The following is a 24,995-nucleotide window of genomic DNA, read 5'->3' on the forward strand; positions in this document are numbered from 1 at the left end:
GAATTATCAGCCAGTTCAGGGAAGACCGGTGGTCACTTTTTCGCGCGGCTCATTTGATCGAACGCCCGCTGAGGTGCAATAAGGGGCGACCGGTGCCATCTGTCGATGAACTCGATCGTGGCTTGACGGTGAGTCTAGATTTCGAGATCAAACACCATCAGCCCGTCCGTGCCGCCTTCCAGGGCAGCGACCAGGCGTGCGCCGGCGCGCTGGTGCGCTTCATGCACAAGATAGGCATCGCGCGCGGCAGCATCGCGGAAGTCGATGGTGAAGCCATGGGTGAAGCCGCGTGCGAACGGCTCCGGGCTGACATTGGCGCTGAATTTTACGGCGTCCATGCCGTCGATCAGCTGTCGCAGCGCCTCGAGATCGGCATGGACCGCCGTGCGCTCGGTAGCGGCGACATCATTGCGAAATCTAGCGAAAACACAGTGCCTGATCATGTCTTGCTCCTCAGCGGCTAATCAGCCCGGTTTCCGGAAAACACCGCCGGCGGCAGCGGCTCGCGGCCGAGGACCAGATCGGCTCCTTTTTCACCGACCATTATTGTCGGCGCATTGGTGTTGGATGAAGGCACGCGCGGCATCACCGAGGCGTCGCAAACGCGCAGGCCCTCGATGCCGCGCAACCGCAGATCCGGTGTCACCACGGCCATGTCGTCATGGCCCATGCGGCAGGTGCCAACCGGGTGATGGTCGGTTTTGGAGGTGCGACAGGCATAGTCGAACAGCTCGTCGTCGCTGGCGAGCGACGGCCCGGGCAGCACTTCGCGCAGCACGTAAGGGGCAAGCGCCTTCTGTCGCATGATCTGGCGCGCCAGTCGCAGCCCCTTGATCGACATGGCGCGGTCATAGGGATCGGACCAGTAGTTCGGATCGATCAGCGGGTGGTCGGACGGGTCGGCACTCTTCAGCCGCACCGTGCCGCGTGAGCGCGGCCGCAGGAAGGCCGAGTTCAGGGTGACACCTGGATTGTTCAGCTTCTCGACGCCGGCCTCGATGCCGGATCCCAAGCCGAGATGGAACTGAATGTCGGGCGAGGCGGCGGTCGGGTCGGCGTACCAGAAGCCGCCGGTCTCGAACAGGCTGGAGGCCACCGGGCCTTTCTTCAGCAGCAGATATTGCAGACCGGCCCAGGCCGTGCGGTGCAGCTTGGCGTAGTTGTCATAGGTGTGATCGCCGGTGCATTCGGCGATGACGAACAAATCGAGATGGTCCTGCATGTTGGAGCCGACGCCGGGCAGGTCATGCACCGGCGTCACGCCGACCGACTTCAGATGGTCTGCGGGGCCGATCCCCGACTGCATCAGGAGTTTCGGCGAGCCGATGGCGCCGGACGAGACGATCACCTCGCGTTCGGCGCGCAGGATTTTCTTCTCGCCGCCCGGCCTGTCGACCACCTCGACGCCGATAGCGCGACCGTTCTCGACGACGATGCGCGTCACCAGCACATCGGTTCGGAGGGTCAGGTTCTTGCGGCTGCGGATCGGCTTCAAATAAGCGACCGAGGCGGAGGAGCGTCGGGCATCCTTCTGGGTCAGCTGGTAGTAGCCGACGCCTTCCTGGGCAGCGCCGTTGAAGTCCGGGTTGAAGGGGATGCCCATCTCCTGGCCGGCACGGAAATAGGCCTCGCAGATAGGCAGCGGCGAAATCGGGTTGGACACGCCGAGCGGGCCCTGGTCGCCATGAAAGTCGTTGGCGTAGCGCTGGTTGTTTTCGGCGCGCTTGAAATAGGGCAGCACGTCGCGATAGCCCCAGCCGGCGAGGCCTTCTTCCTTCTCCCAGGCGTCGTAGTCGCGGGCATTGCCGCGCGTGTAGATCTGCGCGTTGATGGACGAGCCGCCGCCGACCACCTTGGCCTGCGTGTACCAGAAGACGCGGTCCTTCATGTGCTTTTGCGGCACGGTCGACCAACCCCAGGAAGCAATGCCTTTGGTCATCTTGGCGAAGCCCGCCGGCATGTGGATGTAGGGGTGCCAGTCCTTGCCGCCGGCTTCCAGCAGCAGGACCGAATTGCTGGGATCTTCGCTCAGCCGGTTGGCCATAACGCAGCCGGCAGGACCGGCGCCCACGATGATATAGTCAGTCATTTCCTGATCCATTCATAGCCGTGGCACCGAGAGCGCGCCGTCGACATTGATGATCGAGCCGGTCGAAAAGCCGAGCTTGCCGCCGGCGAGCGTCGCCACCACCGCGCCGATGTCCGATGCTTCGCCCCAGCGTTTGGCCGGAACCAGGCCGCCGTCGATAAGGGCGTCATATTTGGCGGTCACGCCTGAGGTCATGTCGGTGCGGATGATGCCGGGCCGGACTTCGAAGACGCCGATGTTTTCAGGCGCAAGCCGCAACGCCAGGTTCTTCACCCACATCGAAAGCCCGGCCTTCGAGATGCAGTAGTCCGGCCGTTCCGGCGACGCCATTTCAGCACTGACCGAGGTGATGGTGATGATCGATCTCTGATCGCCTGGCGCAGCCAGCATCGCCTTGGCGACAGCCTGGCTGAGGAAGACGGTGCCGCGCAGGTTGATGCCCAGCGTGCGGTCGAAATTCTCCGGCTTGAGGTCCAAGAGGTCACCGCGCACCACGGCGCCGACGCCGGCATTGTTGACCAGGCAGTCGATGCGGCCGAAGGCGCGCATCGCGGCATCGACAAGTGCTGTATGGGTGTCGAGGTCCGCGATGTCGCACCTGACATAGGCGAATTTTGCGCCACGCTTGGCGATGTCGGGGGCAAGTCCGTCAGCGGCTGTTTCGGCAAGGTCGGCGACCAGAATATCGAAGCCGGCATCCGCCAGTGCCTGGGCGCAGGCGAGGCCGATGCCGCGCGCGCCGCCGGTGACGATGGCGGCGGGGCGGGTCATGCGACGAGGTCCGTCTTGCGGATGTGGTCAGCAACGCGCAGCGCTTGGGCTGCAATCGACAGCGCTGGGTTGACCGCCGCCGAGTTCGGCAGGAAACCGGCGTCGACGACGAACAGGTTCCGGTGGTCGAAGGAGCGGCAGTAGGGGTCGAGCGCCGCCGTCGCCGGATCGTCGCCCATCTTGATCGTGCCGCATTGATGCGACGGCGTGCGCTTGTCGAAGGGGCGCGACAGCACGATGGGATAGCCGCAGGCGCGGAAGTTTTCGCGCATTACCTTGTTCAGCCCGTCGAGCGACTGCATGTTGGAGCGCCGCCACTGCATGACGATGTCCTTGCCGTCGACCATGATGCGGCTTTCCGGGTCGGGCAGGTCTTCGCACATAAGGTACCAGTCGACGGCGTGGCCGGCCATGAAGTCGAGCGCGAATCCCGGCGTGTACTTGACATTGGCCCGCAGCATGTTGCCGTCGATCTTGCCGAGCAGTTGGACGTTCCCCAGCGGCTTACCGCCCTTGCCGTCGGACAGATAGTAGTCGTTGAGCATCAGCGTCTTCTGGTAGACGGCATCGTTGCGGCGGCGCGGATCGATCGCCAGCATGGCGCTGGAATTGTGGTTCATGAAATTGCGCCCGACCTGATCGGAGCGGTTGGCAAGGCCCTTGCCATCAGGAGACGGTGATCGCAGCAGGATGACGGCGGAATTGACCGCGCCAGCGGAGAGGATGACCAGTTTCGGCGCGACCTTTTTCAGCTCACCATTCTGCCGATAGTGGATGGCAGCAATGGTTTTGCCGTCGGTCGATGCCTCCAGGTACTCGACATAACAGCCGGTCTCGAGCCGGATGTTGGTGTCCTTCAGGGCCGCCGTCAGCGGTCCTGTCTGCGCGTCGACCTTGCCCTGGCCGGTGTTGGGAAACGCATCCCAGCCGGTCTTGCCCTCTTTCAGCCAGGTGTCGATGTCGACGCCGAGCGGCAGCGAGGCCGGATGCAGGCCGAGGTTTTTCAGCTCGGCGCGGGCGCGGGCGATCGGCGCCTCGTCGGGCACCGGCTTGTAGGCGTAGGGGATCGAATGGAACGGCTCGGTCGGATCCTCGCCCAGTGCACCGCGCACGCGAAACAGCTGTTCGGCTTTCGAATACCAGGGCTCGAATTCCTCATAGGAGAACGGCCATGCCGGCGAGACCCCGCCAAAGTGCTCCATGGCGGCGAAATCTTCCTTGCGGTAGCGGATCAGCACCGCGCCATAGAACTTCGAATTGCCGCCGACATAATAATAATTGCCGGGGTTGAAGGCGGCGCCGCCGGCCTCACGCCACATCTCCTTCGGCCTATAATGGCCGTCGACGAAGATCGAGCGCGTGTCGCGCGCGTGCGGCGTCGCCGGCAACGGCTCGCCGCGCTCGAGCATCAAGATCGAGGCGCCGCTGCCGGCAAGGCCGGAAGCGATCGTGGCGCCGCCGATGCCGGAGCCGATGATGACGATGTCCGGATTTCTCATGGCCTAAATCGCGTCCCGACGCGCTTTAGTTTTTTGTTTTGATGCATGTCGTTGCCCCAAAACCGGATCCACTTTTGGGCGACATACATCAGCGAATACGGGTCTCGGTCGCCGGATCGAAGAACACCGCCTTTGTCAGGTTGAAGGCGAGCGGCGTGTTGGTGCCCGGCTGAATGTTGGCGTCGGCGCGCAGCCGCGCCACCACGCCCTTGCCGCCGAGATTGGTGACGGCGAAGGTGTCCGAACCTGCCGGCTCGACGACCTCGATGTGACAGTCCGCGGTTGCGATGTGCGAGGCGTTGCGCTCGGCACCTTCCGGATCGGTCAGGGCTTCGGGACGGACACCGAAGATGATCGGCTTGCCCTGGAATGCCGACAGGCCCGCCGGCGCATTGGCCATCGGCAGGTTGATCGGCTCGCGCGCCTCGCGCTGCAGCACGACGGACAACGCATTGCCTGACGTACCGATCGTCGCCGGGATCAGGTTCATCGCCGGCGAGCCCATGAAGTCGGCGACGAAGAGATTGCTCGGGTTGTTGTAGATTTCGGCCGGCGTGCCGAACTGCTGCACCTCGCCGTCGCGCATCACGGCGATCTTGGTCGCCAGCGTCATCGCCTCGATCTGGTCGTGGGTGACGTAGACGATGGTGGTGCCGGTGGTGGCATGCAGGCGCTTGATCTCGATGCGCATGTCGACGCGCAGCTTGGCGTCGAGGTTGGACAAAGGCTCGTCGAAAAGGAACAGTTTGGGGTCGCGCACCAGCGCCCGGCCCATGGCGACGCGCTGGCGCTGGCCGCCCGAAAGCTGGCTAGGCTTGCGCTGCAAGAGGTGGCCGATCTGCAGCACCTTGGCCACCTTGTCGATCGCCTTCTGGCGCTCCGCCGCCGGCACGCCGCGCATCTCCATGCCGAAGGAGATGTTTCCGGCCACCGTCATGTTCGGGTAGAGCGCATAGCTCTGGAACACCATGGCGATGTCGCGCTTGGAGGGGTGCAGATCGTTGATGGCGCGGCCGTCGACCCGGATTTCGCCCGAGGTGATCGTCTCCAGGCCGGCGATGGTGTTGAGCAAAGTGGACTTGCCGCAGCCGGAAGGGCCGACCAGCACCAGGAAACCGCCTTTCTCGAGCTCGACATCGATCCCTTTCAGGATCTCGACCTGGCCGAAGCGCTTTCTCAGACCATCAATTTCCAGAAAAGCCATCAGATCATCCTTTGACGGCGCCAGCCATGAGACCGCGCACGAAGTAGCGGCCGGCGAGCACATAGACGAGAAGGGTGGGCAGTGCCGCGATCATCGCGGCGGCCATGTTGACGTTGTATTCGACGACGCCGGTCGACGTGTTGACGACGTTGTTGAGCGCCACCGTCATCGGCATCGCGTCGCCGGTGCCGGCGTAAGCCGAGGCGAACAGGAAGTCGTTCCAGATGTTGGTGAACTGGTAGATCACGGTAACGACGAAGATCGGCATCGAGTTCGGCAGCATGATGCGGCGGAAGATCTGGAAGAAGGATGCGCCGTCGACCTGTGCCGCCTTGACCAGTTCGGTCGGAAACGCCTCGTAGTAGTTGCGGAAGAACAGCGTGGTGAAGCCGATGCCGTAGACGACGTGGACGAAGACCAGGTTGACCGTCGGGTTGCCGAGACCGAAGCTCGTTCCGACCGAGTTCTGCAGTGTGACGCCGAAGCGGCCGAGGCTGCCGAGGATGGTCGCCATCGGCAACAGCACCGACTGGAACGGAATGAAGCAGGCAAACAGCATCAGCCCGAACACCAGCGTCGCGCCGCGAAAACGCCATTTGGTCAGAACGTAGCCGTTCAGCGCGCCCAGCATGGTCGAAATCAGAACGGCCGGAACCACCATCTTGATGGAGTTCCAGAAATAGCCCTTGATGCCGGCGCAGGTGAGGCCGACGCAGGTCTCGCCCCACGCCTTCAGCCACGGGTCGAAGGTCGGCGCCTTGGGCAGCGCCAGCATGTTGCCGTTCTGGATCTCGTCCATGGTCTTGAACGAAGTCACCAGCATGACGAACAGCGGCATCAGGTAAAACAGCGCAAACAGCGCCAGCAGCCCGTAGATGACGATGCGGTTGAGGGTCTTGACGTTGACGCCGCCGGAGGCCTGGCGGGCGGGAGTGGTGACGGCGCTCATCGCGGCTTCTCCCGCAGTTCCGAATAGAGATAGGGCACGATGATGGCGACGATGGTCATCAGCATGATCACCGCACTGGCCGAGCCGACGGCCATTTCGTTGCGCTTGAACGTGTACTCATACATGAAGTTGGACGGCAGCCACGCCGAGCCGCCGGGCCCGCCGCTGGTCAGTGCGACCACGAGATCGTAGGACTTGATGGCGAGGTGCGCGAGCACGATGAATGCCGACAGGAAGATCGGCCGCAGCAGCGGGATGACGATGCGGCGATAGAGCTGGAAGGTGGTGGCGCCGTCGATCTGCGCCGCCTTCATGATCTCGCCGTCGATGCCGCGCAGGCCGGCCAGGAACATCGCCATGATGAAGCCGGAGGCCTGCCAGACGCCGGCAATGACCACCGTGTAGATGACGAAATCCTTATTCTTGATCCAGTCGAAATGGAAGCTCGTCCAACCCCATTGATGCAAGGTCTGCTCGAGACCGAGGCCGGGATCCAGGAACCATTTCCAGGCGACGCCGGTGACGATGAAGGACAGCGCCATCGGATAGAGATAGATCGGCCTCAACACGCCTTCGCCGCGGATCTTCTGGTCGAGCAGGATGGCCAGGAACAGGCCGAGCGCCAGGCAGATTGCGATGTAGAGGAAACCGAAAATACCCATATTGGTGATCGACGTGTACCAGCTCGACGGCGGGTCTGTGTCGAAGGTCCAGCCCCACAGCCGCTGATAGGCGCGCGAGCCGGTTAGGACATAGGACGGGAAGGTCTTGGAATTGGTGAAGGACAGATAGATCGTCCACAGGATGAAGCCGTAGACGAAGACGATGGTGATGGCGAAGCTCGGCGCCAGCACGATCTTCGGCAATGCGTCTTGCAGGCGCGAGCGCACCGAGGCGCGTGGCCGCGCATGCTCCGGCGTCAGCTTGATCTGGCTTGTCGCTACTGTGCTCATGGGGCTCCTCCCGTCGACTCGCGGCCAACCAGCTTCGCGGATCTATGTTCGCGGATCTGGGCCTTCCCCGCCGGAGCGGGGAAGGCGTTTTTGGTGCGTGGCGCTTACTTGGCGTCGTCGATCGCCTTGACCAGCTCGGTCACGGCTTCGTCCGAGGTCTTGATCTGACCATGGACGAATTTGGAGACGACATCCTTATAGGCATTGGCGACCGCCGGCGGCGCGCCGTAGCCCTGGGCCAGCGAACCGAACAGCGTGCCGCCTTCATTGGCGGCCTTCAGGTCGGCGATGCCCTTCTTGCCGCAAGCGTCGAAGTCGGTGTCCGGAACGTCGGTACGGGCCGGAACCGAACCCTTGACGACGTTGAAGGCCGACTGGAAGCTCTTCGACAGGGTGGCGGTGGCCAGTGCGACCTGGGCGGCCTTGCGGTCGTCGGGAACATTGAACATGCCGAACATGTCGGAGTTGTAGATCACCGAGCCGTCGGTGCCCGGGAAGCGATAGCACAGGAAGTCGGTGCCCGGGGTCTTGTTGGCGGCGTGGAACTCGCCCTTCGCCCAGTCGCCCATGACCTGCACCAGGGCATCGCCCTTGATGACCATGGCGGTGGCAAGGTTCCAGTCGCGGCCCGAGAAGTTGGGGTCGACATAGGTGACGAGCTTGGCCAGATTGTCGAACGACTTCTTCATCGTGTCGGACTTCAGGGACTCGTCATCGAGGTCGTTGAAGGCCTTCTTGTAGAACTCGGGTCCGCCGGTCGACAGCACGACGGAGTCGAACATGGTGGCTTCCTGCCAGTTCTGGCCGCCGAGAGCGAGCGGGATCACGCCTGCCGCCTTGGCCTTGTCGAGCAGGGCAACGAAGTCGTCGAAGGTCTTCGGCTCGGTGCCGCCGATCTTGTCCAGGACGGCCTTGTTGATCCACAGCCAGTTGACCGAGTGAACGTTGACCGGCGCCGCGACCCACTTGCCGTCATAGACCGAAAACTTCTGCAGGGCTGCCGGAACGGACTTGTCCCAGCCTTCCTTCTTCGCCGTTTCGGTCAGGTCGCCCATGACGCCGGCGGCTGCATAGTCGAGCACGGTGTAGCCGAGCATCTGCGAGGCGGTCGGATAATTGCCGGCCGCGACCATCGCCTTCAGCGCGGTCATGGCGGCATCGCCGCCGCCGCCGGCCACCGGCACATCCTTCCAGGCATAGCCTTCCTTGGCCAGATCACCCTTGAGGACGTTGAGAGCAGCCGCTTCGCCGCCCGAGGTCCACCAATGCAGCATCTGGACTTCCTTGACGTCCTCGGCGTGGGCCGCGAAAGCCAGGCCCGACGCGAGAGCCGTTCCGATAAGCAGTTTGCGCAACATGTACTTCCTCCCTTGTTGCATTACACGACCGGCGGATGCCGCCGGGTTCTTCTCAACTCAGCCGACCCACCACCCGGTGCGCTGGCCGCGATGAAACTGGATTGTCTTTTCCTCGGTATAATCCTCGACGGCGCGTTTGCCGAGTTCGCGTCCGAGACCGGACTGCTTATAGCCTCCGAAAGGCAGCTCGGGATAACCTTCCATGAATGTGTTCACCCAAACGGTTCCCGAACGCACGCCGCGCGCGACCGACATGCAAGTGTCGATGCTGGCGCTCCACACGCCCGCCGACAAACCATAGGGCGTGTTGTTGGCGATGTGCAACGCCTTTTCAATCGATTCAAAAGTCAGCACCGAGAGCACCGGGCCGAACACTTCCTCGCGCGCTATGGCCATGTCCTCGGTGACGCCGCGGATGATGGTGGGATCGAGGTATTGACCGATATTGGAGGCCAATTGCTTGCCTCCGCTGTAGATGCTGCTGCCCTCGGTCGCGGCTGCCGCAACGTAACCGGCCACCTTGGCCAAATGGTCGGACGAGATCATCGCGCCGACCTTGGTTTGGTCATCGAGCGGATCGCCGACCGTGACCCTGGCGGTAAGCGCCTTGACGGTGCTGAGAAAATCGTCGGCGATCGCCTCGTGCACGATCAGCCGGCTGCCGGCATTGCAGCACTCGCCGGCATTGAAGAAGCCGCCGAACACCGCCGCATCGGCGGCCGCTTCGAGGTCGGCGTCCTGGAAGACGATCTGGCCGTTCTTGCCGCCGAGCTCCATCGAGACTTTCTTCAGCGACTGCGCGGCGGATGCCATCGTCATCTTGCCGACGCGGGTGGAGCCGGTGAACGAGACCATTTCGACCAGCGGGTGGCTGACCATCGGCGCACCGACATCGGCGCCAAGTCCGGCCAGGATATTGACGACGCCGGCGGGCAGGCCGGCCTGCATCAGGATGTCGCCGAGCACGAAGGTCGAGGCCGAGGTCATTTCGCTCGGCTTGACCACCGCCGTGCAGCCGGCGGCGAGCGCGAAGGGCAGTTTCTGGCTGACGATCAGGAACGGGAAATTCCACGGGGTGATGATCGAGACGACGCCGATCGGTTCGCGCAGGACGACACCCAGCATGGCGTCGCCGAGATTCGCGTAGGTTTCACCATGCAGCGTACGGGCAAGCGAGGCGGCATAGCGCCAGATGTCGACGGCGCCGCCGATCTCGCCGCGCGCCTGGGCGATCGGTTTGCCCGATTCCAGTGCGTCGAGCCGGGCGATGTCTTCCAGCCGGCCCTCGATCAGATCAGCTGCCTTGAGCAGGATCGCGGCACGTTCGGCCGCCTTCATGCGCGGCCATGGACCCGTTTCGAAAGCCCTGTGGGCGGCAAGCACAGCGGCTTCCACTTCGGCCTCACCGGCCTGCGCATAGTGCGAGACGGTGAAGCCGTGGCCGGGGCTGTTTCGAGCAATCGTGCGGCGGGCATCGACATGCTTGCCGTCGATCAGCAGCTTGTAGCCTTTCGGGGCTTCGGCCGCCTCGGCCGGCATGGCGATCTTCAGGGGTGCGTTCATATGTTTGCTCTAGGATCTCGAAAAGGCCGGCTTCTGCTTGGCCTTGAAGGCATCGACGCCGGCCTTCAGATCGCCGGTCAGGGCGATGAAGCCGCTGGCCAGCGCTTCGGTGGCGGCGGCACTTTCCTCGCCTTCGGCGACCGCGATCATCAGCTTGGCGGCTTCCGTCGCCAGCGGGCCGCGCTCGGCGATCTTTTCCGCCCACGCCTTTGCTTCGTCGTGTGCGTTGCCAGTTGCGACCACCCGGTCGACGATGCCCAGGGCGAGTGCCTCGGGGGCGAGAAGGATCTCGCCGCCCAGCGCCATGCGGCGCACCGTCTGCGCGCCGAAGCGGCGCACGGCGCGCTGCGTACCGGACCAGCCGGGCACGACGCCAATCGAGGTTTCCGGGAAGCCTAATTTCACTTGTGTTTCCGCCACGCGCAAGTCGCAAGCCGCAGCCAGTTCCAGGCCGCCGCCAAGCGCATGGCCGGACAGGACGGCGATTGTCGGCTGCCGCAGCCGCGCCAAGCGGTCGAAGACGCGGTGGCCGTAGCGCACCCACTGCACCTGGAAATCGGCGGCACTCATCTGCGCCCAGGCTTCGACATCGCCACCGGCGCAAAAGCCCTTGCCTTCGCCGCGCAGCAGCACGACGCGGACGCCCTCGGCCATCTCGGCCGCGTCGAGCGCCGTCTCTAGCGCCCGCAGCATCGGAATGTCCAGTGCGTTGAATTTCTCCGGCCGGCGCAGCGTGATGGTACCGATGGCGCCATCCTGCTCGAAGGTGACGAGAGGCTCAGCCACGCGCGCCTCCGAGCGAGGCGCCGCCATTCAGCGACAGGCCTATCGGTTGCTCCTGATAGAGGGCTGCCGGTGTCGTCTTGAGGTCCCTGGCAACGGCCAACGGAATTTCCGACTGGGCCAGCACATCCCGCTGCAGATCGATGCCGGGTGCGAGTTCTGTGACGACCAACCCCTCCGGCGTCAGCTTCATCACGCAGCGCTCGGTGACATAGGTGATGTCCTGTCCCTGCGCCACCGCGCGCTTGCCCGAAAACGAGATGTGCTCGACTTCGTTGACCACCTTCTTGACCTTGCCCTCGTGGTCGATGCGGATGCCGCCATCGGCCAGAGACAGCTTGGCGCCGGCATTGAAGAAGCCGGAGAAGACGATCTTCTTCGCCCGTGCGGTGATGTCGACAAAGCCGCCGGCGCCGGCGGTGACATGCGGCCGCGCCGACAGCTTCGAAACATTCACAGAGCCGTGTCGATCGATCTGCAGGAAGGACAGCAGCGAGGCGTCGAAGCCGCCGGCCTGGAAATAGATGAACTGGTGCGGCGAGGGCATGAAGGCGTCGGCGTTCGATGAGCAGCCGAATTTGAAGTCGAGCAGCGGCACGCCGCCGACCGCGCCCTGTTCGATCACCCAGGTAATTTTGCCGTGCTGGCCTTCCTCGAGAAGGATGCGCGGCACATTGGCGGAAATGCCGAACCCGATGTTGACGGCCATGCCGTCGCGCAACTCCATGGCGACGCGGCGCGCGATCACCTTCTGCACGTTCATCTCCGGCGTGCGGAAGCTCGACAGCGGCCGGAAGATTTCTCCGGAGATCGCCGGGTCGTAGGGTGTCAGCGTCGTCTGCAACTGGTCGGGCGCGACGACGATATGGTCGACCAGAACGCCGGGCACGCGCACGTCATGCGGTTTCAGCGTGCCGTTCTCGACGACGCGCTTGACCTGCGCGATGACGATGCCGCCATTGTTGCGGGCGGCGAGCGCCTGTTCGAGGCCGCCGAGATAGGCGCCCTCATGCTCGTAGGTGAGGTTGCCGCGCTCGTCGGCCGACGTGGCGCGGATGATCGACACCTGCGGCACGATGGAGCGGAAATAGAGCCATTCCTCGCCGTCGAACTGCTGCACCGAAACGATCGGCTCGCTGGCGGCGGCGTTCATGGCGCAGCCCTGGTGGCGCGGGTCGGCGAAGGTGTCGAGGCCGACCTTGGTCAGCACGCCCGGCCGCTTGGCCGCGGCTTCGCGGTGCATATCGAACAGGATGCCGGACGGCACGTTGTAGGCGGCGACCGAATTGTCGCCGATCATCTTCCAGATCTGCGGCGGTTCGGAAGAGGAGGGGCCGGACGGGTAGGAGCCGCACAAAGTACGCTTCAGCAGTCCCGGCTTCGCCAGATGGTCGATGCCTTTGATGCCATACATGTCGCCGGCTGCGATCGGGTGCAGCGTGGTGATGTTCTTCGGATGGCCTTCTGCGTCGAAGCGTTCGCCGATCGCGGCGAGCACCGCATCGGGGCAGCCGAGGCCGCTCGACGAGGACACCGACACGACCATGCCGTCCTTGACCAGGCCGGCTGCCTGCGCTGCGGAGACCACCTTGCTCAATTCACACTCCCGAGCTTAGGCTCGATTGCGACCGCCTTGCCTGATTTCGCGGTTTGCAATGCTGCTTCGACTGACGCCGATGACCAGATGCTGTCCTCGCCTTGCGCGCGGATGGCGTTGATCATGAACTGCCTGACGATCGTGCTGGCACCGATCAAGCTCCATTTGAGGCTCATGCAGCGCCTCCCGAACCGGCCGCCCTGTTTCGAATGCGGCGATCCGGGCCGCAGCTTTCCCTGACCACCAGATTGACCGCGCCGATATGGTCTTCGGCCCGTGTTGTGCGTGACTGGATCATTTTCAACATGACATGGGCGGCGCGTTCGCCGAGGCCCGCCGAGTCCACCGCGACGCTGGTCAGAGCCGGCATGTAGTGCTCGGCCTCGGCCACATCGTCGAAGCCGACGATGGCGAAATCAACTCCCGGCTCAAGCCCGCGCTTGCGCAGCGCCAGCATGGCGCCAAAGGCGACGGCGTCGTTGAAGCAGAGTGCCGCGGTCGGCGGTTCAGCCATTGCGAGAGCGGTTTCGAGGCATGCGATACCACCTCTGCGGCTGGTCTCTCCCTCGACGACCAGAGTGTCGCGGTCGGAGATGCCCTGCGTCTCGCAGGCTTCGCGAAATCCGCCAAGCCGCTCGTGATAGACGACGAGATCGGACGAGCCGCCGAAGAAGACCAGCCGGCGATGTCCCTTGCCGATCAGATGAGCGGTGGCGAGATAGGCGCCGCGATGATTGTCGGGCGCGATGACCGGAATGCGGCTCTCGGGAAGCCGGCGCATGGCGAAGACCACCGGCAGACCTGCCGTCTCGATCCGCCTGAAGGCGCCCGGCGTCGTGCCGCGAGCCGGCGACACGATGAGGCCGGCGACGCCTTGCTCCATCAGCGACTTCAGCACTTCTTCCTGGCGCACCGGATTTTCCGCCGTGTTGGCGATGAACGGCACGATGCCGGCCGACTGGAAGACCCGCTCCATGCCAACCGCCAGCTCCGCGAAGAAAGGATTGGTGAGATCGTTGATGACCATGCCGATGACGTTGGAGTGCGCCTTGCGCAGATTGGCGGCGCCGCGGTTGTAGACGTAACCGACATCCTCGATCGCCTTGCGCACCCTGCTCGCTGTTTCGGGCCGGATCAGTCCGCTGCCCTGGAGCACGAGCGATACCGTCGATTTGGACACGCCCGCTTCGCGGGCGATGTCGAATATCGTCGCCTTGGCCCGGTTGGCCATCCAGATGCATCCTCCCGACTGCAGGCCCAAAACTATTGGAACGTTCTAATCTCTGCTCCGCTCGTGAGTCAATCGGGATTTTTCCCGCGCCTCGAACATCGATTGTGCGTACTCAAATGGCATACTCCATAAGGCTTTCCTGTTGCAATGCAGCATTTCATCCTGCAGGGAGTTCGAATCTTAAAGGTCCTTGATTTATTGGAACGTTCCATTTAGTAGCGTTGTGAAGGGAGCGATGGATGGACATTTCCTTGCCTGGTGAGGGTGGCGGCAGCACCCGGTACACGCTGGTTGGCGAGCCCGTGCAGCCTGACATCGGCGCGCGATTTTCGCGTATCGCCTATGCCGCCGCGCACGTCGTTGCCGATCCGCTCGCCATGACCGATCCGTGGTCCAGACCGGTGATCGACTGGGAGAGGACGATGGCGTTCCGTCACCATCTGTGGCGGCTGGGCTTTCGCATCGCCGAAGCGATGGACACGTCGCAGCGCGGCATGGGCTTCGACTGGGCAAATGCGCAGGAATTGATCCGCCGCTCGATCGCCGAGGCGCGCACGGTCGATGGCGCCGATCTCGCCTCGGGCGCCGGCACCGACCATCTGGCGCCCGCCGCCGCCAAAACAATCGATGACGTCATCAAGGCCTATGAAGAGCAGTTCGCTTTTGTCGAAGGGCTCGGCGGCAAGGCGATCATGATGGCCAGCCGGGCGTTGGCGGCAGTTGCCAAAGGGCCGGACGACTATGTCAGCGTCTACGACCGCATCCTGTCACAGTCCTCCGGCAAGGTCATCCTGCACTGGCTGGGCGACATGTTCGATCCGGCGCTCAGGGGCTATTGGGGCAGCGAGAATTTCGAGGTCGCTCTCGATACAGTCGTTGCCATCATCGAATGCCACGTTGCCAAGGTGGAGGGGATAAAAATCTCACTGCTCGATGCCGGCAAGGAGGTCGCGCTGAGGAACCGTCTGCCGGACGGCGTCGTCATGTTCACCGGCGACGATTTCAATTATCCCGAACTGATCGCCGGCGACGAGAAAAGGCACTCGCACGCATTGCTGGGTATTTTCGACGCGATTGCGCCGGTTGCCAACGCGGCGCTGGCGAAACTGGCGGAAGGCGACCGCGCCGGCTTTGACGCGTTGATGGCGCCGACCGTGCCGCTGTCGCGAAAGATCTTCGAGGCGCCGACCGAGTATTACAAGGCCGGCATCGTCCTCATGGCCTGGCTGAACGGCCATCAGGATCATTTTGCGATGGTCGGCGGTATGCAGTCGGCGCGCGCCATCCGTCACTATGCCGACGTGTTCCGCCTTGCCGACCAGGCCGGATTGCTGGCCGATCCGGAACTGGCGGTGACCAGGATGAAGAGCCTTTGCACCGTCGCGGGTGTTTGAAGCGCGGAAAGTGGTTCTCATCATCGACGTAACAGGCCAGGAATGCCGGGCGTCGCTAATGTCTCCGCCACAGCCAAAAAGGCGCGATTGCCTCGTCTGGATGAAAAATGGGCTTGGTCGCCCTTCCCAGATCGGCAGGTGGCATTCCTGCGGGATCATGGTGCGTCAGGTCGAGAAGCAGCGGCCCAAGCCGATCCGGATCGACAGTTTCGGCCGACATGGTGTGTGGCTTGTTCTCGTGCGCAACAAGCCAGTGCAGCGCCTGGACCAGTCCCAGTCCCTCGGCTGTCTTGTGTTGCCAGAGATTGTCACCGACCGAAGACAGGACACGGGCCAGCGACGTCCAGCCTTGCAAGGTAAACATGGCGTAGTGCCTGGGGCGCGTGCGGGACAGTTCCCTGGGCAAGGAGCCATCGGCTGCGATCTGGGTTGCTAGTCTCTCCCGAGCATAGAGGCTGATCTTGGCCAGGGTGGCGCTGTCGCCAAGAAACGTGGCGATCGATGCCCGCTGCAAATCGTAATATGTTCCTTGGTTGCTGCTGCTGCAGAAGGCCGTCGCGGCTGCCGGCGCGGTGTCCAGCCATTCGCAGTAGGAACCGAGCCAGGCTCTGAACGCCTCGCGATCCTCGTCGCCCAGTACTCCTGTTCGCTCGAGCAGGCGTACGGCATCCAGGAAGAAATAGAAATCCTTCAGCTCGATGATGCCGTGGCCGGACCCTTCATTGTTGTCGTGGCCCGACCGCACCTGCGCATAGCGCAAATGCGGGTTCATTCTTGTCCTGGGATCGATAAACCATGCGCGAATGAGCCTGGCGGCGTGGACGGCATAATGATGCCCATCAAGCACGGTTGCGGCGAGCGCAAGCACGGTTGTGTCGTCGAAGACGCGCTGCAAGCGTGTGCGATCGTAGGTTTCGCTTCCTGCTGCATACAATGCCGTGCCGGGCACGCGTTCGCCATCGCGCCGGATATAGGGCAGGCCGTCGGGTCTGTCGGGGTCGGGCCACCAGTAAGGCGCGGGGTGAAAATAGTCCTGGGGATCCCCGCTGGGGGCTAGGCCAGTCTTGTCGAGCACGCTGAACGGACCGCGGGCGAGTGCCTGTCCGGCCGCGGTTTCGAGATGGTGCAGGATGGGCCCGTCCTTCACCGCGTGGGCCAGGGCGTCTTCGTCATAAAAGGCCAGGCGGGAGGCATCAAGCCGAGCGGCGACTGCCTTGGCGTCACATTGATCGACCATATCGACGATCGCCTGATCGCGGCTGACCAGACGCGCGACGAAGCCGGCCTTGCCGATCTCCAGATGCGAACGCCCTGAATCCAGGCGCGCCACCCAGCCCGCTTTCTGGAGCAGCCCGGCATCCGCTGCCCGGACCGGGCGTGGAAAATCCCAGGCGTCGTCGCGGTAGCGGTCCCAGGGGCCGGGAACTGCCAACCGCCACAGCATCTCGATTTTTGGCCGCCTTCCGTAACCATAGTTTTCGTCGAACAGTTGCGTGGTATCGGCTCGAAACATGATCTGCGGCTCTTCCTCGGCCGGCGGCTGGAAGCTCTGGTCCAGCAGAAGCGCATTGTCGACAATGCGCGCCATGGGCACCACAGCGTAGGGAAGGTGCGGGTTTTTCTCGATCGCGGACCGTATCCGCTGGAACGCAGAGTCTGTCAGGTAGCAGTTCCCGTCCCAGGGCATCAGCCATTTTGCCCTGTCGCGGGCAATCGCGAGCGCGGCGTTGCGAGCCCCATTGTTGTTCATCACATAGAGGTTCTTGCTGCGGCGGATGTGCGTTTCGTAACGCGCGGACTGTCCGCTCGCCCGGCCCTTCTCTGAGAATCGGAGGTCGCCGGCAACAAGCTGGTCGACGTCCCAGGATATCTTCCGGTACTGATCGAGTTCGAAGGGGATTGTATGAAAATTCTGGCGGCGGCTTTCGAGCAGGCCGATGATCCGGGCTTCCTCGTCGGTGTCGACTATTCGATTGACGATCCAGAATTTTTCGCAGGCGTCGAAGACCGGTTCGTTGTCCAGAATGAACAGCACGTTGTCGAATGACTGGCCCTTGCGGTGTCGCGGTTCCAGATCATTGCCGATGATCCGGACAAGCATGAAGCTGTCGGCAATCTGCGAGATCGGCGACGCCGTGTAAGTCTCGCGGGCGGCCTCGATCCGCTTGCCGAGTCCGCGCCGGTATTCAGCGTTCTGCTTTGCGGAAATGAGCGCGTTGCCCAATGTCGACCACGGCGACCGCAATTGCGTGCGCACACGGTTCAGTTCGCGATATATCTTCGGCCAGGACGATAGTTTTGTCCTACCGGACTGTGAACTCATGACGGCACGCAGGGAGACCGGATCCCGATCACCGCCTCGGGGATGCGCGCGGTTTCGCCAATCATTCCGACTTCGATCCTGGACCATTTTTGAGCGTGAGGCGACGAAGCCCTGAATTGTGCGACACGATCAATCATGGAAAACGTCTCTCGCATGTAACGTTGCGAATGTCCTGTTACGTTCTGCTGCATAAGTGACGGCAGGTTGCCAGGCAACGCCGACAGGACAATGCGATAAATCAAATCCGAAAACCACATAGCATGGCAAATGCCCCGGCATCGGCGATTCGCCTTCACGCAAAGGCAAGCTCGCAAAAGATGCGCCGGTGATCGCAATTTTCTTGGAACCAATCCTCCCGGCGCGCGACCAAGCGATGTGTCCAAACATGGTTGTGGCGGCCGCATTCGACCGCCATTGCATCGAATGCATGAGTTATCTGCCACTCCCCGCATATCGCCTCACGGCCCTAGCCTCGTCCGTCCTGCATTGTTGAACCCGACAACCCTTTGCTTACTATACGGTTTTCCAGGCCTTGCCGGCTGCTCCTATGCGTGCTTACTTGTGGTTGTTTTCATGAGGGGGATACAATCATGCGTTTTCTACTTGCTGCGGTCGCCATGCTGTCGTTCGCCGCCACCGCGGCTCTGGCCGATCCAGCTTCGGATTTCAAAAGAGCCGATCAGGCATTGAACCAGACCTTCAAGCAAATCCAGAAGCGGCTTACGGATGATTCCGACGGCAAGGCACGGTTCGTGAAAGCGCAGAGAGCGTGGATTGCGTTCCGCAACGCCGAATGCACGTTTCAATCCAGCGGTGACGATGGTGGCTCCGCGGCGCCGATGGTTGCCGCTGCTTGTCAGGCTGACCTGACCAAGGCTCGCACCAGGCAGTTGAAGGCCTACCTGAACTGCCAGGAGGGTGACCTCTCTTGCCCGGTGCCATCAGAATAATCTGGAGTGACAAAATGCCGAATTTCAAGATGAGATATGTGCTGATCGCGCTTGTGCCGTTGACGGTTGCCGGTTGCGTCAGCGCTGAGGATCAGCGCGCAATGGATCAGCAACAGTGCGCGTCTTACGGCTACAGGCCAGGAACCAACAGGTTTGCCGACTGCATGATGCAACAGACCTCACAACGTTCAGAAGATGAGCAGCGCTCATTGGATCGCATGGCCGCGCAAGAACAGAGAGACAAGGATCGCAAGGAAGCGCGTCGAAAGGACGACAGCTACATCGATCCAAGGCCGAGTTACGACAAGGACGGCAATCCGAATTTCGACACTCAAGGCAATTACCAAGGGTGTCACGGCGCGGGATGTTTGGTCGACAATCCAGACAATAACGATGACGATGACCAGTAGGCTGGCTCCGCGAGGCTCTCCTTCCTGCCCCCTATAGTCCGGACCTCAACCCAATCGAGAAACCCTTCGCCAACTTCAAGCACTACATGCGGCGTTGCGCCAGGTGCAGGCTAGAAGTCAACCCAAATGCGAACCGCTCTACCTCTGGCGAACAGCCGGGAAATGCCGATCCTGCACACGCGATCCGCGATTCCATCAGCTTGAAGGATGGTTCCGGAACTTTTTGCCGCAATGGCAGGTTCGAGCGACATGACGAAACTATCTGACCCCTGGCCCGCCGTTCCCAGCAAGCTGCACGGCGGCCAGGATATCCCGGAAGAGAGCATTTCTATCCATGCTCATACCGCAGGCAGACGGTTGACCGGCGCGATTTACTCCAGGTGTTCTGGAGGAAGAGCCGGGGCATTGAGCGCTGGAACCGAGCCAGCTGCAACGATCATCGAATTTCCCCGAAGAAAGTACCTGCCTCTAGAAGCGCTTTCGGATCAGGGGCCGTTTCAGGGCAAAGCGGGCGATATTGTCGAGCGTTCTTGGCACCGCCATCTCCCCGATGCCCTCAATGGCGCCCTTGGCCGCTGCGTCCTCACGAAAGCGCACTATCCATTCTTCCGTGAGGCTGTCCCGTTGAACAGTGAATCTCGAATTGGCGGTGTCTTCCGGGACCTGGACGCCCATATAATCCGCCACAGCTTCCAGATAGGGCCGTGGGTCTTGCTGCAAATCTTCGTAGACGAATTGACGACAATCCAGCCCCGCAAGTTGTAGGTAGGACCTCCAGAACGCATAGCTTCGATCAATCTGGAAATACGCTTGGCTGATGTCGGCGAAGCTATAAGGAACAGAGCGCGGATTGACTTTCCCTTCGTGCCGGCTCGTCCACACTCCAGACATCCTAGCTCGGTAGAACGAAATAGCTTGCTGAATTCGGTCGCGACGTTCCAACAAAATGAATTCCAAGCCGTGTTTTCTTCGAATCTCGAATAGAAAATCCTTTCCGAATTTCTCCTTACACCAGGCCAGATGGCGCGGAAACAACTTGATCGCAAACCGCCCGTTGTCGGTCGACGCTTTCTCGATGACCGCTTTTTCAAGATCATCATAGGTGCGGGGATCGAAACGTAGATAGGCCGGATCAAGCCATTCCTCCGACCGTCCCATCAGGCCAGTTGCGTTCGTCAGGCTTCCCAGCCAGTTCGAACCGCTTCTTCCCTCTGTAAGAATCGCAACGCCCCGCATAAACTCCTCACTTCACCTTGTCCCGGAACGCATGCCGCAAGGCCCGCTTATCTTCAACCCAAATCAGTGCTGCGTTCCCGCCCCAGGCCCAGGAACACCGTGCTCAGCTTATTGCCGCCGTGATCTTCGTTGCCATCTTGTCGGCATCACCAGGGCTTTGGCTGGATTCTAGACCAGATGACCACGCAATTCATCTAGGCCGCCGCATCGGCCGCCATCGTCATCGTGGGCGTGTTCGCCGTCGCCGACACGTCGCCACGCGATTGCTGCGCCTGCCCAGGAGTGTCCTCTGTCGAATAACCGTGAGGGTTGTTTTCGCCGCCATCACTATTTTTGTGAACCAATTCACCCGAGGCGCGACCAAGTGATGTGTCCAAACATGGTTCATCAAGGAGAACGTCTTATGTTTACTGTCTCGAGAAACGTCTTTTTGGCCGCCATCGCCGTTTCGGTGCTGGCCGGCTGCAAGACAACCGCTCCCAGGGAATGCGACAAGCTGAAGCCTGGCGTCACCTATAACGGCAAATGCTGCGGCATCGGCGAGCCTTGCCGCGAAGGCAAGGGCGGCGGCGACAGGCCGGGAAATACGCCTGATCCAGCGCCGCAATGATCTGATTGCGTGTCGCCCGTTCCGGTCAGCGCTGGGACGGGCGGGTTGCGCTCGAAAGCTCGCCAACGTCCAGCCTCCCCTTGAGGCACCGAAATCGTCCACCTCTGTGTAACGCGCGCCCTGGACGGCCCTGTGCCACGCTGTGCCCTGCTTATCCCAAGTGAGGCGTTCTTCCGCCAGCACCTCGACGCTGCTCATCCCGCGCGTCATGCCCACGCGCTTTGTCTGGCGAGCCGGCCAGCATGTCGATCCAAGTCTGATTTGTCTGGTTGGATGGTGGGCGTGACAGGGATTGAACCTGTGACCCCTGCAATGTCAATGCAGTGCTCTCCCGCTGAGCTACACGCCCATCCGAAGCCGCGCATACACCATTTTTGATCCAGCGCGTCAATAGCAGGAAAAAGGAAAGAAGGCGTCGTCTCGCCGCAGTGGCGAAGAGGTGCGGCGCCTCGCCTAGAAAACGGCTCAGGCCGCCTGCAGCATCTTCTCCACCTCGTTGACGAGGTCGCGCAGATGGAATGGCTTCGACAGCACCTTGGCGTCTTTCGGCGCCTTGGAATCCGGGTTCAACGCAACGGCGGCGAAACCGGTGATGAACATGACTTTCAGATCGGGATCGATCTCGGTGGCGCGGCGCGCCAGCTCGATGCCGTCCATCTCCGGCATGACGATGTCGGTCAGCAGCAGCGAGAACGGCTCTTCGCGCAGCCGCTCATAGGCGCTGGCGCCATTGTCGAAATCGCTGACCTGGTAACCGGCGCGCTCCAGCGCCTTGACGAGGAACCGACGCATATCGTCGTCGTCTTCCGCCAGAAGAATGCGTGCCATGATATCCTGTCCGAATCACCCGCCCGAGATTGCCGTTGGGCAAGCCCGTTAACCATCCTGTATATGAGGAGGTGAGGGTAAACATCAAGTGAACGCGGACGGCGATGATCCATATTTGCCGGGGGTGTGCCGCCGCTGAAATGCTGGACACGCGGCCTGCAAGGTGGCACTTTCACATCATGATGCACTGGTGTTTTCGGGTTCGTTCAAATTGAAGACGGCAGCCGAGGATTTTTCGGTCTTTCCACCCTTCGAAATCCGGTCGGGCGCCGAGCAGCGCGTCCCCTTCCTCTTCAATTCGCCGCATAGCGGCCGCTACTATCCCGAACGGTTCCTGGCCATGGCAAGGCTGGACCGCAACGCCATCCGCCGGTCGGAAGACTGTTACGTCGATGAGCTGTTCGGCGGTGCCGTGGCGCTCGGCGCGCCGCTGCTGGCGGCGAATTTTCCGAGGGCCTATCTCGACGTCAATCGCGAGCCGTGGGAGCTCGATCCTCGCATGTTCGCCGAGCCAGTGCCGTCCTTCTGCAACATCCGCTCGGCGCGGGTGGCGGGTGGGCTTGGCACGGTGCCGAAGCTGGTCGGCGAGGGGCTCGACATCTATTCCGGCCGCCTGCCGCTGTCGGAAGCCGTTGCCCGGATCGAAACCGTCTACAAGCCCTATCACGAGACGCTGAAGCGGCTTTTGACCCGGACCCATGCGCGGTTCGGTTTTGCCGTGCTGATCGACTGTCATTCGATGCCGGCGAGCATCCGTGTCGGCGACAGCGGGCTGCGGCCCGACTTCATCATCGGCGACCGTTTCGGCATCTCGGCAACCGCCGCCCTGACCGAGACCGCGATCGGCCTGCTCAGCGCCATGGGCTATTCGGTTGCCCACAACAAACCCTATGCCGGCGGCTTCATCACCGAGCATTACGGCCGCCCGGCGCGCCATCTGCATGCGCTGCAGATCGAGGTCAATCGCGGGCTCTACATGAACGAACGGACATTCGAGAAGGCCGCCGGCTTCGATGCGCTGGCCGACGATCTGACGCGGTTCTCAGCCGACCTGATGTCGATGCCCGACCATCATTTCATCGACCTGCCGCTGGCCGCGGAGTGAAATCGCGGCGTAAAAAAAGACCGCATCGTTTGCACGATACGGTCGAAGTCTAGGGAGGAAACGCCCAAGGAGGGCATGGACAGGAAACCCTGTCCGAGGTCAAGGGTATTGTGCGTTGCACAAATGTCAAGCGACCTTCAGGCTTTTTTAATTCACTCTGATGTGGAAATTGCGTTTCGACGACGCTTATGTGACATCCGGGCAACAGATGCCGTCGCGGAGAAGTAGTCGAACACACTTGTTTTGGTACGAAATTGGCGGCAGAGCACGGCTCGGACATGCTGCAGTGCGGGAGAATCAGTTGGACATCAGTGTCGATTTCATGCGCCGCATCGCGCAGGTGGCGGCGGCGGAGACCTTGCCGCGCTTTCGTGCCCAAGGCGCGGTCGCCAACAAGGAACAGGGCAGTTTCGATCCGGTCACCGAGGCCGATCGCGAGGCCGAGCGCGCTATCCGGGCGTTGATCTCTGCCGAGTATCCCGACCATGGCATTCTTGGCGAGGAGCATGGCAGCGAGAACATTTCGAGCCGGCATGTCTGGGTGATCGACCCGATCGACGGCACGCGCGCCTTTATTTCCGGCCTGCCGGTGTGGGGCACGCTGGTCGGGCTGACGGTCGACGGTGACGCCGTTGCCGGCATGATGGCGCAACCCTTCACCGGCGAGCTGTTCTACGCCAACGCCTCAGGTTCGCACTATGAGGGGCCGGGCGGGCCGCGAAAACTGACGACCCGCAAGACGACGAAGTTGGACCAGGCGACGCTGTTCACCACCACGCCGGCGCTATTCAAAGGCGAAGCGCGCAACCGTTACGATGCATTCGAAAGACAGATCCAACTCGCCCGCTATGGCGCCGATTGCTATGCCTTCGCCATGATCGCTTCGGGAAGCGTCGATATCGTCGCCGATCCCGGTTTGAAGCCATACGACATCGTGGCGCTGATCCCGATCATCGAGAAGGCAGGCGGTGTGGTCACCACATTCGATGGGGGGCCGGCGGAAAAGGGCGGCGATGTCCTGGCGGCTGCAACGCCGGAACTCCACGCAGCTGCCATGGCCGCCTTGCGCGGCTGACCAGCGACCGGCGGCCGTCAGGCCGTGGGGTCGTCGCTGCCGGGAATGAAAGCGTCGAAGGCGGCGAGCAACTGCTCGCGGTACAGATCTGCTTCCTGCAGGATTTCGTGGCGGGAGCCGTCTATCATCAGCAATGAACCGAGCCGCAGACGCCTGGCGTAGGCTTCGACAGCCCTGGTCGAGACGACCTGGTCGGCGCCGGCGGCGATGATCAGCAGCGGGACCTGGATCCGGGCCATGAAGTCGGGGTCGCTGACGGCTTCCGAAGCTTTCGCGGCTGCCCGCAGCCAACGGATCGTCGGCCCGCCAAGCGCCAGTTGCGGGTATTCTTCATAGATCCGTGTGTTGCGCCGATAGCGTTCCGGGTCCGATGTCAGCTTGTTGGTCTCGAAAGGGGCCGTTACCCTCGGCCGCGGACCCCAGGCGGCATAGAGCCGGCCGAGGCCAAGAGCGCAGAACAGGGAACAGACGCGGCGAACCGTCGAGATCGAGACCGGCAGGTCGGGCAGCGTCAGGAAGGGCGCGATCAGCACCATGCGCCGGACGCGGTTCACCATCGACGGCGCGGCCAGCAGGGTGATCAATGCGCCTGCCGAATGGGCCAGGATGTAGTAGGGTCCGCGGCAATCGGGCAGCACGATCTCCTCGAAGAACTGTTCGAGGTCGGCGGTGTAGTCGCGGAAGCTGCTGACGTAGCCGCGCTGGCGATCGCGGATCAGCCGGTCTGAATCGCCCTGGCCGCGCCAGTCGAGCGTGGCGATGCCAAAGCCACGATCGGCAAGGTTGCGGATGGTTTCGAAATATTTCTCGATGCACTCGTTGCGGCCGGTGAGCAGGACCACGGTGCCCTTCATCGGGCGAGCGACCGCGCCGAACAGGCCGTAGCGGATATTCTTGCGGTCACGCGTGGTGAAGAAGCCGCCGGCGGCGTTTTCCGGCCGCGGATTGCCCTCGATTTCGTGAAAAAGGGAGTTTTCGGTGAAAAGATCCGTCATTCGGCGCTTCGTGCTCGGCGTCTCGCATGCCCGCCTGCGCTGGCCGGCTCCGCTAAGGTGATAGACGCCCAT

Annotated in this window: 24 protein-coding genes and 1 tRNA gene; 6 read left to right on the top strand and 19 right to left on the bottom strand. The window is 62.3% G+C overall.

The genetic code is table 11. The features are described from left to right. Window positions 1–134 precede the first annotated feature (134 nt). The 13 genes from M729_RS0109050 to M729_RS0109110 form a co-directional block, all read right to left on the bottom strand. A complete protein-coding gene (locus tag M729_RS0109050) occupies window positions 135–443 on the bottom strand; it encodes a Dabb family protein (protein ID WP_013529693.1) in 309 nt (102 codons plus the stop codon). 17 nt (window positions 444–460) lie between these two features. Beyond that, window positions 461–2,089 (bottom strand): choline dehydrogenase, encoded by a 1,629-nt coding sequence (locus M729_RS0109055; RefSeq protein ID WP_027161384.1) that lies wholly within the window; start codon window positions 2,087–2,089, stop codon window positions 461–463. 12 nt (window positions 2,090–2,101) lie between these two features. Beyond that, entirely contained in the window at window positions 2,102–2,860 is a 759-nt protein-coding gene (locus tag M729_RS0109060; protein ID WP_013529695.1) for a 3-ketoacyl-ACP reductase, read from the bottom strand. After that, on the bottom strand, window positions 2,857–4,359 hold the full coding sequence (locus M729_RS0109065; RefSeq protein ID WP_027161385.1) for a GMC family oxidoreductase: 1,503 nt from the start codon (window positions 4,357–4,359) through the stop codon (window positions 2,857–2,859). Before M729_RS0109065 ends, M729_RS0109060 begins: the two co-directional genes overlap by 4 nt. An 88-nt stretch (window positions 4,360–4,447) precedes the next feature. Further along, the gene (locus M729_RS0109070) at window positions 4,448–5,563 is read right to left on the bottom strand and encodes an ABC transporter ATP-binding protein (RefSeq protein ID WP_013529698.1); all 1,116 of its coding nucleotides are present in this window, start codon (window positions 5,561–5,563) and stop codon (window positions 4,448–4,450) included. 4 nt (window positions 5,564–5,567) lie between these two features. Continuing rightward, window positions 5,568–6,512: a carbohydrate ABC transporter permease gene (locus M729_RS0109075; protein WP_027161386.1), complete on the bottom strand. Its 945-nt coding sequence runs from the start codon at window positions 6,510–6,512 to the stop codon at window positions 5,568–5,570. Next, window positions 6,509–7,465, bottom strand: a complete 957-nt coding sequence (locus M729_RS0109080) for a sugar ABC transporter permease (protein ID WP_024502750.1) — start codon at window positions 7,463–7,465, stop codon at window positions 6,509–6,511. Before M729_RS0109080 ends, M729_RS0109075 begins: the two co-directional genes overlap by 4 nt. Window positions 7,466–7,569: 104 nt before the next feature. Further along, window positions 7,570–8,823 carry an ABC transporter substrate-binding protein gene (locus M729_RS0109085; RefSeq protein ID WP_013529701.1) on the bottom strand — a complete coding sequence of 418 codons (1,254 nt, stop codon included), beginning with the start codon at window positions 8,821–8,823 and terminating at the stop codon, window positions 7,570–7,572. 57 nt (window positions 8,824–8,880) lie between these two features. Then, window positions 8,881–10,386, bottom strand: a complete 1,506-nt coding sequence (locus tag M729_RS0109090) for an aldehyde dehydrogenase family protein (protein WP_032808133.1) — start codon at window positions 10,384–10,386, stop codon at window positions 8,881–8,883. 9 nt (window positions 10,387–10,395) lie between these two features. Beyond that, complete coding sequence (locus M729_RS0109095) at window positions 10,396–11,172, bottom strand: enoyl-CoA hydratase/isomerase family protein (protein WP_027161388.1); 777 nt, start codon at window positions 11,170–11,172, stop codon at window positions 10,396–10,398. Next, window positions 11,165–12,766 carry an acyl CoA:acetate/3-ketoacid CoA transferase gene (locus M729_RS0109100; RefSeq protein WP_024502746.1) on the bottom strand — a complete coding sequence of 534 codons (1,602 nt, stop codon included), beginning with the start codon at window positions 12,764–12,766 and terminating at the stop codon, window positions 11,165–11,167. Before M729_RS0109100 ends, M729_RS0109095 begins: the two co-directional genes overlap by 8 nt. Then, window positions 12,763–12,942: a hypothetical protein gene (locus tag M729_RS0109105; RefSeq protein WP_027161389.1), complete on the bottom strand. Its 180-nt coding sequence runs from the start codon at window positions 12,940–12,942 to the stop codon at window positions 12,763–12,765. The genes M729_RS0109100 and M729_RS0109105 overlap by 4 nt, the downstream gene beginning before the upstream one ends. Then, a complete protein-coding gene (locus tag M729_RS0109110) occupies window positions 12,939–13,997 on the bottom strand; it encodes a LacI family DNA-binding transcriptional regulator (RefSeq protein WP_027161390.1) in 1,059 nt (352 codons plus the stop codon). Before M729_RS0109110 ends, M729_RS0109105 begins: the two co-directional genes overlap by 4 nt. Before the next feature lie 239 nt (window positions 13,998–14,236). Here M729_RS0109110 and M729_RS0109115 point away from each other — a divergent pair, with 239 nt between their 5' ends. Next, window positions 14,237–15,391: a dihydrodipicolinate synthase family protein gene (locus M729_RS0109115; RefSeq protein WP_027161391.1), complete on the top strand. Its 1,155-nt coding sequence runs from the start codon at window positions 14,237–14,239 to the stop codon at window positions 15,389–15,391. Window positions 15,392–15,446: 55 nt separating this feature from the next. Here M729_RS0109115 and M729_RS0109120 read toward each other — a convergent pair whose 3' ends face one another. Continuing rightward, window positions 15,447–17,714: an alginate lyase family protein gene (locus M729_RS0109120; RefSeq protein ID WP_027161392.1), complete on the bottom strand. Its 2,268-nt coding sequence runs from the start codon at window positions 17,712–17,714 to the stop codon at window positions 15,447–15,449. Window positions 17,715–17,843: 129 nt separating this feature from the next. Continuing rightward, window positions 17,844–18,143 carry a hypothetical protein gene (locus tag M729_RS1000000138350; protein WP_156949283.1) on the bottom strand — a complete coding sequence of 100 codons (300 nt, stop codon included), beginning with the start codon at window positions 18,141–18,143 and terminating at the stop codon, window positions 17,844–17,846. 188 nt (window positions 18,144–18,331) lie between these two features. Between M729_RS1000000138350 and M729_RS0109135 the strand changes: the two genes are divergently transcribed. Both M729_RS0109135 and M729_RS0109140 read left to right on the top strand, forming a co-directional pair. Next, window positions 18,332–18,664 (top strand): lysozyme inhibitor LprI family protein, encoded by a 333-nt coding sequence (locus M729_RS0109135; RefSeq protein ID WP_224621359.1) that lies wholly within the window; start codon window positions 18,332–18,334, stop codon window positions 18,662–18,664. 14 nt (window positions 18,665–18,678) lie between these two features. Then, a complete protein-coding gene (locus M729_RS0109140) occupies window positions 18,679–19,074 on the top strand; it encodes a hypothetical protein (RefSeq protein WP_027161394.1) in 396 nt (131 codons plus the stop codon). Between the two features lie 468 nt (window positions 19,075–19,542). On the opposite strand, the gene M729_RS0109145 is transcribed toward M729_RS0109140, so the two are convergent. Continuing rightward, window positions 19,543–20,310, bottom strand: a complete 768-nt coding sequence (locus tag M729_RS0109145; RefSeq protein ID WP_027161395.1) for a Stf0 family sulfotransferase — start codon at window positions 20,308–20,310, stop codon at window positions 19,543–19,545. 403 nt (window positions 20,311–20,713) lie between these two features. On the opposite strand from M729_RS0109145, the gene M729_RS0109150 reads away from it, so the two are divergent. Beyond that, window positions 20,714–20,920: a hypothetical protein gene (locus tag M729_RS0109150; RefSeq protein WP_013529712.1), complete on the top strand. Its 207-nt coding sequence runs from the start codon at window positions 20,714–20,716 to the stop codon at window positions 20,918–20,920. A gap of 274 nt (window positions 20,921–21,194) precedes the next feature. On the opposite strand, the gene M729_RS0109155 is transcribed toward M729_RS0109150, so the two are convergent. Further along, a tRNA-Val gene (locus tag M729_RS0109155) sits at window positions 21,195–21,269 on the bottom strand. A gap of 116 nt (window positions 21,270–21,385) precedes the next feature. Continuing rightward, window positions 21,386–21,748: a response regulator gene (locus tag M729_RS0109160; RefSeq protein WP_006199474.1), complete on the bottom strand. Its 363-nt coding sequence runs from the start codon at window positions 21,746–21,748 to the stop codon at window positions 21,386–21,388. 163 nt (window positions 21,749–21,911) lie between these two features. On the opposite strand from M729_RS0109160, the gene M729_RS0109165 reads away from it, so the two are divergent. Continuing rightward, window positions 21,912–22,853: an N-formylglutamate amidohydrolase gene (locus tag M729_RS0109165; protein ID WP_013529713.1), complete on the top strand. Its 942-nt coding sequence runs from the start codon at window positions 21,912–21,914 to the stop codon at window positions 22,851–22,853. Window positions 22,854–23,154: 301 nt separating this feature from the next. After that, the gene (hisN, locus tag M729_RS0109170; protein ID WP_024502739.1) at window positions 23,155–23,928 is read left to right on the top strand and encodes a histidinol-phosphatase; all 774 of its coding nucleotides are present in this window, start codon (window positions 23,155–23,157) and stop codon (window positions 23,926–23,928) included. A gap of 17 nt (window positions 23,929–23,945) precedes the next feature. Here the strand turns inward: hisN and M729_RS0109175 are convergent, their stop codons facing one another. Further along, window positions 23,946–24,923: an alpha/beta hydrolase gene (locus M729_RS0109175; RefSeq protein ID WP_027161396.1), complete on the bottom strand. Its 978-nt coding sequence runs from the start codon at window positions 24,921–24,923 to the stop codon at window positions 23,946–23,948. Between the last annotated feature and the right edge of the window lie 72 nt (window positions 24,924–24,995).

Origin of the sequence: Mesorhizobium sp. WSM1293 (genome assembly GCF_000513875.1) — a bacterium.
GTDB classification, from domain to species: domain Bacteria; phylum Pseudomonadota; class Alphaproteobacteria; order Rhizobiales; family Rhizobiaceae; genus Mesorhizobium; species Mesorhizobium ciceri.